Annotated in this window: 14 protein-coding genes; 10 read left to right on the forward strand and 4 right to left on the reverse strand. The window is 33.7% G+C overall.

The window, feature by feature from the left end:
• Window positions 1–693, reverse strand: a complete 693-nt coding sequence (locus ACNFIH_RS04435) for a hypothetical protein (protein ID WP_426485662.1) — start codon at window positions 691–693, stop codon at window positions 1–3.
• 282 nt (window positions 694–975) lie between these two features.
• On the opposite strand from ACNFIH_RS04435, the gene ACNFIH_RS04440 reads away from it, so the two are divergent.
• From ACNFIH_RS04440 to ACNFIH_RS04465, 6 genes are all read left to right on the forward strand, one after another.
• Window positions 976–1968 carry an alpha/beta fold hydrolase gene (locus tag ACNFIH_RS04440; protein WP_426485663.1) on the forward strand — a complete coding sequence of 331 codons (993 nt, stop codon included), beginning with the start codon at window positions 976–978 and terminating at the stop codon, window positions 1966–1968.
• A 20-nt stretch (window positions 1969–1988) separates the two neighbouring features.
• On the forward strand, window positions 1989–2378 hold the full coding sequence (locus tag ACNFIH_RS04445; protein ID WP_426485664.1) for a DUF1398 domain-containing protein: 390 nt from the start codon (window positions 1989–1991) through the stop codon (window positions 2376–2378).
• Between the two features lie 10 nt (window positions 2379–2388).
• Window positions 2389–3231, forward strand: a complete 843-nt coding sequence (locus ACNFIH_RS04450; RefSeq protein WP_426485665.1) for a ThuA domain-containing protein — start codon at window positions 2389–2391, stop codon at window positions 3229–3231.
• A 76-nt stretch (window positions 3232–3307) separates the two neighbouring features.
• Window positions 3308–4114 (forward strand): hypothetical protein, encoded by an 807-nt coding sequence (locus ACNFIH_RS04455; protein WP_426485666.1) that lies wholly within the window; start codon window positions 3308–3310, stop codon window positions 4112–4114.
• A gap of 37 nt (window positions 4115–4151) precedes the next feature.
• The gene (locus ACNFIH_RS04460) at window positions 4152–5000 is read left to right on the forward strand and encodes a sulfurtransferase (protein WP_426485667.1); all 849 of its coding nucleotides are present in this window, start codon (window positions 4152–4154) and stop codon (window positions 4998–5000) included.
• Window positions 5001–5094: 94 nt separating this feature from the next.
• Window positions 5095–6336, forward strand: a complete 1242-nt coding sequence (locus ACNFIH_RS04465; protein WP_426485668.1) for an ATP-binding cassette domain-containing protein — start codon at window positions 5095–5097, stop codon at window positions 6334–6336.
• Window positions 6337–6564: 228 nt separating this feature from the next.
• Here ACNFIH_RS04465 and ACNFIH_RS04470 read toward each other — a convergent pair whose 3' ends face one another.
• Together ACNFIH_RS04470 and ACNFIH_RS04475 are read right to left on the reverse strand one after the other, a co-directional pair.
• Window positions 6565–7611, reverse strand: coding sequence for an RluA family pseudouridine synthase (locus ACNFIH_RS04470; RefSeq protein ID WP_426485669.1), 1047 nt, complete (start codon window positions 7609–7611; stop codon window positions 6565–6567).
• Window positions 7601–8218: a PASTA domain-containing protein gene (locus tag ACNFIH_RS04475; protein WP_035648362.1), complete on the reverse strand. Its 618-nt coding sequence runs from the start codon at window positions 8216–8218 to the stop codon at window positions 7601–7603. Before ACNFIH_RS04475 ends, ACNFIH_RS04470 begins: the two co-directional genes overlap by 11 nt.
• Window positions 8219–8516: 298 nt before the next feature.
• Between ACNFIH_RS04475 and ACNFIH_RS04480 the strand changes: the two genes are divergently transcribed.
• The 4 genes from ACNFIH_RS04480 to ACNFIH_RS04495 all read left to right on the forward strand — a co-directional run bounded on the left by ACNFIH_RS04480 (window position 8517) and on the right by ACNFIH_RS04495 (window position 11417).
• Window positions 8517–9488, forward strand: coding sequence for a D-alanine--D-alanine ligase (locus tag ACNFIH_RS04480; RefSeq protein ID WP_035648366.1), 972 nt, complete (start codon window positions 8517–8519; stop codon window positions 9486–9488).
• A gap of 142 nt (window positions 9489–9630) precedes the next feature.
• Window positions 9631–10089 (forward strand): pantetheine-phosphate adenylyltransferase, encoded by a 459-nt coding sequence (coaD, locus tag ACNFIH_RS04485; RefSeq protein ID WP_035648368.1) that lies wholly within the window; start codon window positions 9631–9633, stop codon window positions 10087–10089.
• 74 nt (window positions 10090–10163) lie between these two features.
• Window positions 10164–10766 carry a hypothetical protein gene (locus tag ACNFIH_RS04490; protein ID WP_426485670.1) on the forward strand — a complete coding sequence of 201 codons (603 nt, stop codon included), beginning with the start codon at window positions 10164–10166 and terminating at the stop codon, window positions 10764–10766.
• 72 nt (window positions 10767–10838) lie between these two features.
• Window positions 10839–11417: a PhnA domain-containing protein gene (locus ACNFIH_RS04495; protein ID WP_426485671.1), complete on the forward strand. Its 579-nt coding sequence runs from the start codon at window positions 10839–10841 to the stop codon at window positions 11415–11417.
• Between the two features lie 128 nt (window positions 11418–11545).
• Here the strand turns inward: ACNFIH_RS04495 and ACNFIH_RS04500 are convergent, their stop codons facing one another.
• On the reverse strand, window positions 11546–11992 hold the full coding sequence (locus tag ACNFIH_RS04500) for a hypothetical protein (protein WP_035648373.1): 447 nt from the start codon (window positions 11990–11992) through the stop codon (window positions 11546–11548).
• Window positions 11993–12126 lie beyond the last annotated feature (134 nt).

Here is a 12126-nt window from a genome sequence, read left to right on the forward strand (position 1 = left end):
TTACTCAAACTTTAGTCCAAAGTTTACTTTCTCAAAAGTCGTACTGCAGGAAAAGGCAAATCGACCAACATTTACAGTTCCGAAGATTCCACCTACCGAATGTCCTGAATAAAATCCGCCGGCTGAAAATCGATGAACCTGATACTTCAAAGCAATATCATTCACTCTTGAGCTAAGTTGCCCAAAAGCAATCACATGGGATATAATTTCATAACTTCCAAAAACTTTCGGGACCAGTTTTTTGTAATAATCAAAACTTTCATCGGTTTCATAATCCACACTTGTTGAATGCAGATTTTCAAGATTTCCGCCAATATAAGTGTTTTCAGAAAAATGCCATGAAACGCTAAAACCCGTAAAAGTTCCGTCGTAACCACTCCGTGATTCGAGATATCCCACACCAATCGTGGCTCTGAAATTACCGCAAATTTTTCCGATGTAGCCAATGTAAGTCCGATCAATTTCCGACTTGTCAATTCCAGCGCCAAAAATAATATCGTCATCACACATACTAAAAGCATACTGAAAATAAGCCGAATATTGATCTTTATTGGCCGCGACAACGCTTCGGCCTTTATCCAGATCGATATTTGCAGAAATTAAGGTTGAGTTTATAACGGCGAAATCAAATGTGTTGATTTCTTGGGCAAATGTGGGGACTGTGAGCAGGAATAAAAGTATTGTTTTTTTCATAATACTATTTTTTAGCTTACAACATTCTGATACTAAGTTACATACATTTTCACTATTAATATAAAGAAGTTCCCTAAAATGCTACATTACTCGTCAAAATGCATTATTTTCAAAATCAGCATCATTTAATCGATAAAATTTCAAAAAATCATCGATTATTAACATTAAAAACCATTAAATTCTTCCGAATGCTCTTTTTCTGATAACTTTAAGACATTAATTTTTGCATTTCCAAATGGTTAACGGTAATTTTATACTTCTTAACCCATAATTGGCCCTGAAATGAAAATTGCAAAGCTTTTATTATTCCTGTTCCCTTTTTTGGTTTTCGCACAAGATGCCAATATTAAACCTCTAGATATTAATTTGACGAATTACGAATATCCTTATCCCGTTCAATTTTTAGAATTGACCAGCCAGCGTCAGTACATGCAAATGTTTTATATGGATGTAACTCCGGAAAATTACAACAACAAAAATGTGGTACTTCTTCATGGAAAAAATTTCAACGGAGCCTATTGGGAAACTACCATAAAAGCTTTAACCGCAGCAGGTTTCCGAGTAATTGTTCCAGATCAGATTGGCTTTGGAAAATCATCAAAACCCGATAATTTTCAATATACATTTCAGCAATTGGCAGAAAACACCAAAAAATTATTAGATCATCTTGGAATCGGGAAAGCGACTATTTTAGGACATTCTATGGGCGGAATGCTGGCAACTCGCTTCGTCTTGATGTATCCTGAAATGACAGAAAAATTAGTTTTAGAAAATCCAATTGGTTTGGAAGACTGGAAATTAGTCGTTCCTTATAAACCTGTAGATTGGTGGTACGAATCAGAATTGAAACAAAACTTTCAGACCATCAAAAATTATCAAATGGCTAATTATTACAATGGAAAATGGAATTCCGATTATCAAAAATGGGCCGAACTCAGCGCCGGTTGGACAACAGATCCAGAATATGAAAAAGTCGCGTGGAATTCGGCACTTTTGTATGAAATGATATTTACACAGCCCGTTTTATATGAATTCAAAAACCTTCAGGTTCCTACGCTTTTAATTATTGGCACGAGAGACAAAACAGCTTTAGGAAAGCCTTTAGTTTCAGAAGATATTCAAGCAACAATGGGAAATTATGCCGAATTAGGCAAACGAACTCAAAAGGCAATTCCGAATTCAAAACTAGTTGAAATTCCAAATACTGGACATTTGCCACATATTGAATCTTTTGATCAATTTATAAAACCATTAATCGTATTTTTGAAAGAATAATTAATTAAAACCACACTATTATGTTTACTATCGACCAAATCAAAGAAGCACATTCTAAAGTAAAAAGCGGTGCTGATTTTCCAAACTATATTCAAGATTTAATCATTCTTGGCGTAAAAGGTTATGATACTTTTGTGCATGACGGAAGTGTAATTTATTTTGGATTAAATAATTATACCGCTGCTGCAGAAGAAAAATATCCTGAAATAAAAGTCGCTGATTTTCCTAACAAAGAACTTTTCATCGAACTTTTAGTAAAACATCAACATGGTGAAACCGATTATATGACTTTCTGTACACATTGTGCACAATGCGGTATTGCAAAATGGCGCGTTAATATCGTCGAAATGACTTGTACTTATTTTGATAAATCAGAGAACGAAATTTTAATCGAAAAAATCCCTAGTTAATTTTTAAAGTATGAAGATTTTTAATCAAAGAATAAATTTAGTTTTAGCGGCACTTTTTCTAATTTGCTTTACAAGCTTTTCACAACATAAAAAAGATAAACCAAAATTTAAAGTAATTGCTTTTTATACAGGCAAAAATGATCAGGCACACATCAGTTTTGTACACGAAGCCAATAAATGGTTTCCAAAAATTGCCGAAGAAAATCATTTTGTGTACGATTCAACAAGCAATTGGGACAATCTGAACGCGAAGTTTTTAGCTAATTACCAAGTTGTATTGTTTTTAGACACAAGACCAGAAACACCATCTCAGCGCGAAGCTTTTCAAAAATATATGGAAAATGGCGGAGGTTTCATCGGATTTCATTTTTCGGCTTTTGCATTAAATAATTCCTCTTATCCACAAAACTGGGACTGGTACCACAATACTTTTCTGGGTTCTGGAGAATATGGAAGTAATACCTGGAGACCTACATCGGCAATTTTGAGAGTTGAAAACCAGGATCCAATAACTAAAGGTATTCCTAAAACTTTCAAATCACAACCAAACGAATGGTACCGATGGGGCAATGATTTGACAAAAAATCCAGACATTAAAATTCTTTTAGCAATTGACGAAAGTAGTTTTCCATTAGGAACAGGCCCAAAAGCACATGAAATTTGGCATAGCGGTTACTATCCTGTCGTTTGGACAAATAAAAAATACAAAATGCTTTATGTGAATATGGGGCATAATGATATTGATTATGAAGGTAAAACCAACAAAACTCTTTCGTACACATTTGAAAATGAAACACAAAACAAAGTAATTTTGAATGCTTTGCTTTTGTTTGGAAATAAAAAAAATAAATAAATTTCAAAATACTAGACAAACTGTCTGTAATCATAAATTCTGAAGAAATTTTTAAAATAATTACTATAATAATTTAATGAAAAATAAAATCGCGATCATTCTTTTTACACTACTATTAATTTCTTGCAATTCAAAACAACAGGAAAATAAAATCAATAAGACAGATAATCTGAAAAAAGAAACATCATCAAAAATAATTAGTAAAAAAAATGAATCCGATACTGTAGATTATCAAATTTCGACGTTTGATAATCCTGAAGATGCAGATCGTATATCTAGACAAAAGGAAAGTTTGAAACGACTTTCAGAAAAAAAAGTTTTTTTTAATATTCATAATAAATTGATTGAAAAAATAAACGAAGAGCAACAATCCTTTTTCGAAAAAAACAACAATTATGAATTACTTTCTGTTGCCAAAGGAAGTCTGTTTCAGGAAAACAGTAATGATTTTGTGTTTACAGTTTATGACAAAAAGAATGTGAAAATTTCGTTTTTACTCTATAATGAAAAAACTGCTGCATATGCTGAATTATACAAAGACATAAAAGTCATAAATGGCCTTAAAGATGCAGATTGCGATTTCTATTCTTTTGGAACATTAGATTATCAATTTGCAGATGAATTTTTAGTTTACAGTGAAGATCATTTAACAAAAAGCATAGAAACTTATTTACAATATACTTCTGTTAAAATTACTGATATATCAAAAGCTCAAGATTTTGCATTGAAAGAAGGATGTTTCGCTAAAAATGTTTCAAAAACAAATCTTGCAAATACACTTTGTTTGGCCACAAGTGCTGTTTACAACAATTGGGAATGCTTACGATACGACAAAACAAACAATACTTTTTTTATTTTTTTCGGTCAGGCTTTCGCTGATTAATGATTTAAAAAATAATTCATTAAAAAATATATTTAAAATGTCAGACAAACTTTCTCCAATTATAAATTCTGAAGAATTAATTCAATTGTCGCATTCAAAAACGATTGTTTTAATCGACGCCAGAGCCGGACTAAATGCGCAAGAAAATTATCAAAAAGAGCATTTAAAAGGCGCTCGATATGTTGATTTGAACAAAGATTTAGCAACAGTTGACTGCAATCCGAAAAATGGCGGAAGACATCCGCTTCCATCGTTAGAAAAATTTGCTGATGTACTTTCTAAAATAGGAATTTCGCCGGAAAGCCATGTCGTAATTTATGATGACAAAAACGGATCCAATGCAGCATCGCGATTTTGGTGGATGCTGAAAGCAATTGGACACGAAAAAGTTCAGGTTTTAAATGGAGGTTTGAAGGAAGCTATAAAAGCAGGTTTTCCAATAAGTTCAGAAATTGAACAATTTGAACAAAGCAATTATCCAGTTTCAAATTGGAAATTAGCTGTAGCCGATATTGAAGAAGTTGAAAAAGCCCGAAAAACCAATGAAAATATCGTGATTGATGTTAGAGACAAAAATCGTTTTGACGGACTTACAGAACCACTTGATTTAATCGCCGGACATATTCCAGGTGCAATTAATGTTCCGTTTAGTGAAAATTTAAATGAAGATGGATTATATAAATCTCCTGAAGTTTTAAAAGAAAAATACAATGCCATTTTAGGCGATATTAATTCAGAAAATGTAATTGTACACTGCGGTTCAGGCGTAACGGCATGTCACACCTTACTTGCAATGGATTATGCCGGAATTCCGATTCCAAAACTATATGTTGGCTCATGGAGCGAATGGTCGAGAAATGACCGCGAAATGGCAACAAAAAAATAGAGTAAACTTTTTTGCCACAGATTTCACAGATTAGAGTGATTAATCTTTTTAATCTGTGAAATCTGTGGCAAAAGAAATTTTTAATAATATAGAAATGCAACACTGGGACATACTTTTATCTAACCAGGTAAACAAAAAAGCTTTTATTGACAACATACTCAATAGCGAATCAAAAGGAGAATTAGCCTTTTTAAACGATCAAAAAGGAATTCTGTTCTCAGATATCGCAATTGAAAAATTCATTGAAAAAGAGTATCAATATGATATTGTAGAAGCTTCTCCGGAATCACATCGTCAATTAAGGACTTTTTCTTCGGGCGAACGCAAAAAAGAGTTTTTAAAATACTGCATCAGCCAAAAACCTGATTTTATCATTTTTGATAATCCATTTGATCATTTAGATCAGGCATCGCGAGTTGTGCTAGAAGAATCTTTAAAAAAACTGACGAACGAAATTGCCATAATCCAAATCGTAAATCGCGTTTCAGATGTTTTAGAATTTGTTCCGAATAAAGCACAAATCAAAGACAATTCATTTGAATTGCATCCGATTTTAAAAACCGAAAATCATTTTAAAACCTTAAATTCAGCTGCAATTCCAAAAGCAATTGAACCACATTCTTTCCACGAAAGTGTGTTAATTAAAATGGAAGAAGTTTCAGTAAGTTACGAAGAACGCAAAATTGTAGACAAAATTTCCTGGACAATAAAGCAAGGTGAATTTTGGCAGCTAATTGGCCCGAATGGTTCTGGAAAAAGCACCATTTTATCTTTGATTACGGGCGATAACCCAAAAGGTTTTGGTCAGGATTTATATTTATTTGGAAGAAAAAAGGGAAGCGGAGAAAGCGTTTGGGACATAAAAAAACAAATCGGAATCTTCACCACTTCTATGACCGATTTATTTCAGAAAGGCCATACTTTGGAACAAATGATTCTTTCCGGTTTTTTTGATTCCATTGGACTTTATAACGAACCAACGACGCATCAACTGCAAATTGTAAATCAATGGCTTGATGTAATTGAAATGACGCATTTGCGCAAAAAACGTTTTATCGATCTTTCAATCGGGCAGCAAAGAGTTGCTTTGATTGTTCGCGCTGTTTTAAAACATCCGCCATTATTAATTTTAGACGAACCTGTAGAAGGCCTTGACGACGAAAATGTAGATTTAGTAATTCAGCTTATCAATACGATAAAACAAGAAACAAACGTTGCTATTTTATACGTTTCACATCGAATTGAAGTCGGCCTCGCACCTACTTCTGTTTTCGAGCTTTTGCCATCAGAAACAGGATCAATCGGAAAAATAAAATATCATTCAGAATTAAATTAGATAATTTGCCAATTAGATAATGTGGCAATTATAACACAAAGTATATCTGTAGAGGCGCACTGCAGTGCGTCTCCGCAACGAATATCCACAATGCGTTAGACGCACCGCAGTGCGTCTCTACAGAAAATTGGAACGATAATAAAATTATGGTAAAACAAAAAAGCTCCAAAAAGGAGCTTTTTCAATATTAAGAAATTATCTAATTATCTATATTGACACATTATCTAATTAATTCTCGTCATCTTCAGTATTATGCGACTTCACGTAAGTACGCCATTTTTCAATACAATCCTGAAAATCCTGAGGTAATTCCGTATCAAAACGCATCAATTCTCCCGTATTTGGATGAACAAAACCAAGCGTTTTAGCATGAAGCGCCTGACGTGGCAATGCTTTAAAACAATTCTCAATAAACTGTTTGTATTTAGTAAACGTCGTTCCTTTCAAAATCAAATGTCCGCCGTAACGTTCATCATTGAATAACGGATGCCCGATATGTTTCATATGTGCACGAATCTGGTGTGTTCTTCCTGTTTCAAGTTTACATGAAATCAAAGTTACGTAACCAAAACGTTCCAAAACTTTATAATGCGTAATAGCCGGTTTTCCAATTTCCGGATCAGCAAAAACAGCCATTTGCATGCGATCTTTCAAATGTCTAGCTAAGTTTCCTTCAATTGTACCACTTTCTGCAGCCACATTTCCCCAAACAAGCGCAATATACTCACGTTCGGTAGTTTTAGCTTCAAATTGCTTCGCTAAATGCGTCATTGCTGCTTCCGTTTTGGCAACAACCAAAAGTCCTGACGTATCTTTGTCTATTCGGTGAACCAATCCCGGACGTTCACTACTATTCATTGGCAAATTATCAAAATGATGTGCCAAAGCATTTACCAGCGTTCCCGTGTAATTTCCGTGGCCTGGATGCACAACCATTCCTGGTTCTTTATTTATTAGCAAAAGTGCATCATCTTCATAAACAATATTCAACGGAATATCTTCAGGAAGAATATGATTTTCAAATGGCGGATGCGACAACATAACCGTTATCACATCAAAAGGTTTTACTTTGTAATTTGATTTTACCGGAATATCATTTACAAAGATATTTCCATTAGTTGCTGCATTCTGAATTTTATTTCGTGTAGCATTCGGAATCAAATACATTAAATATTTGTCAATACGCAAAAACGCCTGACCTTTAGGGACTTCAAATCTGTAATGCTCGAATAATTCGTCTTCCAGATCTAAATTTTCTTCAATATTATTGTTCATCTTGTGGGGTTTCTACAGGCACTGCTGTACTGTCTGCCTGGCTGTCATCTACATAACTCGCTTTTCCGTCTCCTAAAACCAAATCAATTTTAGAAGCTTTCAACACGCGGTCTCCTACTTTTAAGTTTCTTCCTTTGTAACGCATTTCCAAAACCATATCTTTTCCAAGATTCGGAATATAAGTAATCGTTCCCGGCTCAAGCCCTAAAGCTTTCAAAGTAGGAACTGCTTCGCGATATGTTTTTTCAATTAAATCAGGAATTTTAACAGATGAAAATCCTGATGCGTTAATTTTAATATATATTTTTCTTCCAACTTTCACCTTAGTTCCCGGCAATGGATCTTGCTCAACAACACTGAATTTCGGAAATTCACTTCGGTAATCAACACTATCCAAAAGCACATAATCTAAGTCCAGTTCGTCTAATTTCTCTTCAACCTGTTCTTCAGTTAATCTTGCTAAATTCGGAACCGCAATTTCATGTCCGTGATCAGTCGTAAAAGTCAGCCAATGCATAAACAAATAACCCAAAACTGCAATGATAGCTGCCGCACTCAACAATTGTAAAAAAAATACGCGGCTAGTTAAATACTTACGTAAACTCATAAATTAATTTTTAGTTGAACGCAAAGATAAAGTATTTCATTTCAAAAAAAATGATAATTTTGTTTAAAACAAAAATGCCCTGCGATTGTTATTTCTATTAAAAACTAAAATCTTTGGAATTTGGTATTTTAGAATTTAAAATTTCAATTTTTAGGAGCTGTTTCCCGCTTTCGCCTATATCTTTTTGTCTGCAGAAAAAGCAGCCAAAAAGGATACCGGCTCTATCGGGGCTAGGGCACTCGGTTTCAGGATAAAATCTCGATTAAATAAATTAACGATTAAATAAATAAGAAAGTCAATGAAAAACATTGCCATAATAATGGGCGGATATTCAAGCGAATACAAAATTTCGCTTATCAGCGGAAACGTTGTTTACCAATATCTTGACAAAACAAAATACAACGGATTCCGAATTCATATTTTCAAAGAAAAATGGGTTTATGTAGACGCAAACGACGCCGAATTTCCAATTGACAGAAACGATTTTTCTGTAACTGTAAATGGAGAAAAAATCACTTTTGACTGTGTTTTCAATGCCATTCACGGAACTCCGGGCGAAGATGGATTAATGCAGGCCTATTTTGAATTAATTGGTCTTCCACAATCATCTTGCGATTATTATCAATCGGCTTTGACTTTCAACAAAAGAGATTTATTATCGGTTTTAAAACCATACGGAATCAAAACGGCAATTTCATATTATCTAAACAAAGGCGACGAAATCAATACAGCTGAAATCGTTAAAAAAGTGGGACTTCCTTGTTTCGTAAAACCAAATAAAGCAGGTTCAAGTTTCGGGATTTCAAAAGTAAAATCTGAAGCTGAACTTCCAATCGCAATTGAAGTTGCATATAAAGAGGATAACGAAATCATCATTGAAAGTTTCCTTGACGGAACTGAAGTTTCTGTCGGCGTAATCAATTACAAAGGCGAAATCAAAGTTTTGCCAATTACAGAAATTGTATCAGACAATGATTTCTTCGATTATGAAGCCAAATACGAAGGAAAATCACAAGAAATCACTCCAGCGAGAATTTCTGACGAACTGACACAAAAAGTGGGAGAAACAGCAAAACGTGCTTACGAAGTTTTAAAAATGAAAGGTTTCTCAAGAAGCGAATTCATTATCGTAGACAACGAACCATATATGCTGGAAATGAACACTATTCCAGGATTGACAACAGAAAGTCTGATTCCGCAACAAGCAAAAGCAGCCGGAATTTCTCTGGAAGATCTATTTACAAATGCAATTGAACTGGCTTTAGCCTAGTCACTAAGATACTAAGGTGCTGAGATACTAAGATTTCAGCACCTTATTTTTTAATTATAACACAATCTTGTCGTTCTGAATCTGCGATTCTAAAAAAAACTTAGAATCTTAGCATCTCAGCACCTCAGAATCTTTAAAAGAAATGCGAAAAGCCATATTCCCAGGATCATTTGACCCAATTACGTTAGGACACGAAGATATCATCAAAAGAGGAGTTCCGTTATTTGATGAAATTGTAATTGCTATTGGTGTAAATGCCGAGAAAAAATACATGTTTTCATTAGAAGAAAGAAAACGTTTCATCGAAGAAACCTTTAAAGACGAACCAAAAATTTCGGTAATAACTTATGAAGGATTGACAATTGATTTAGCAAAAAAAGAAAAAGCCAATTTCATTTTAAGAGGTCTGCGCAACCCAGCTGATTTCGAATTTGAAAAAGCAATTGCACATACCAACAGAAAGCTTTCAAAAATTGAAACAGTCTTTTTATTGACCGCCGCAAAAACTTCTTTTATCAGTTCGAGTATTGTTCGTGATGTATTAAGAAATGGCGGCGAATATGAAATGTTAGTTCCAGATGCTGTAAGAGTTACAAAATAAGGGAATAAACAAACTTATTTGCACAGGTAAGATAAATCGTTATTTTTGTTTACCTAACCCTTAAAACCTAAATAATGATTTTTTACGGAACCAAAGCTGCAAACATCAAAAATGACCAAGTTTTAAACGTAGATTGCTCACATTGCGATTCGAAAGTTACCATGAGATACAGCATATTCGAAAAATATGCTCACATTTATTGGATTCCTTTTTTTCCAATCAAAAAATTAATTTTTGCAGAATGTAATTCCTGTAAAAAAACATTTGAAAGACACGAACTTCCAACGCCAACTCAGCAAAAAATTGACCGATCAAAAGGAAAAGTAAACAGCCCGTTTTGGATGTTTTCAGGATTAATGATTATAGGAGCTTTTGTTCTATACGGTTTTTACAGTTCAGTCCAAACAACAAAAAACACTGAAAATTTTATTCAAAGCCCAAAAATTGGTGACGTTTACCTGATTAATAGCTCAACTGGATTTTATTCAACAATGAAACTGGATGAAATTTCAAAAGATAGTTTGGTATTATCAATCAATAATAAGGAAATTGACAACAAAGAGGAAACTGGAAAAATTGATTTAGAAGAGAATTATGTAAACAAAAAAACTATAGCCAAAAGAGAGCTGCAAAAACTTTTCACCGAAAATAAAATTTACGAAGTAGTTAGGCATTAACACTTCCAACCATAAATTTGTAAGCGAAGCAAATTATAAGTAATTTCGCATTTTTAAAATAAACAAAAAATAATGAGCATCGAGAGAGAATTAAACAAGCGAGGCGGATCTAAATGTGAACTTTGTGGCGCCGAGGAAAATCTAAAAGTATATCAAGTTTTGCCAACTCAAAAAGGCGGACTTGACGAAAGCATTTTAGCTTGTAACACCTGTATTGACCAAATTGAAAACCCAGATAATGTAGATTTAAATCACTGGAGATGTCTAAACGACAGCATGTGGAATGAAAATATTCCGGTTCAGGTTGTGGCGTGGAGAATGCTAAGCCGTTTGCGCGCTGCGGGATGGCCTCAGGAATTACTTGACATGATGTATTTAGATGAAGATACGCTGGCATGGGCACAAGCTACTGGCGAAGGTGAAGACGACGAAAACAAACTCGTTCACCGCGACAGCAACGGCGTTATTTTACAACACGGAGATTCTGTAGTTTTGATTAAAGATCTTAAAGTAAAAGGCTCTAGCATGGTTGCCAAACAAGGAACTGCTGTTAGAAACATTCGTTTAGATCACGAAAACGCTGAGTATATTGAAGGAAAAGTCGATGGTCAGCAAATTGTGATTATTACACAATACGTAAAGAAGATTTAAAAGATACTAAGGTTCTAAGTTGCTAAGATTCTAAGTTTTTTTTTTAAACTCATAATTCATAACTCATAACTTTTAAACATAAAAAAAAGCTGTTCGACTGAACAGCTTTTTTTTTATGTTTAAGTAAATTATTTCTGGAATAATTTATTGATTTGATCTTTTACAAATGGCTCAGAAACGCTGCTTGTTGCTGAAGTAGCTTCTTTGCTTGAAACCATAAACTGAACTGTAGCTTTCTCTGGAATCACACTTCCTGTGTAATGCAACCAGATATAGTTGTTAGGCAATTCTAATTTAATATCATATAATGGGCTTGCAGAAAAACCATTCATGATAATAGAGTAAAGACTTGCGTAATCATTGTTTACATTTTTGAATGAAAATTTTCTCAAAGCTGAAGAATCGTCATCATTCTGAATACTAGTGTAATACACAGTATACTCGTCTCCAATTTTCTGAATGTAATTGTTATTTACTTTTCCTAATTTTTCAACCGGAACTGTTTCAAGAACTTTAATTTGTGCAAATGAAACGAAACTTAAGAACAAAGTAGCAATGGTAATAATGTTTTTCATAACGTATTTGGGGTTTACAATTTTACTGTAGCAAAAAAACATAGAAATAATGAAAAAATCGCTATCAAATCATTATTTTTTTAACACAAAATTGTAAAACTTAATTTGAATTTTATAAAATACTGACAAACAAT

The organism is Flavobacterium sp. 2, from assembly GCF_049949195.1.
In the GTDB taxonomy this organism is placed as follows: Bacteria; Bacteroidota; Bacteroidia; order Flavobacteriales; family Flavobacteriaceae; genus Flavobacterium.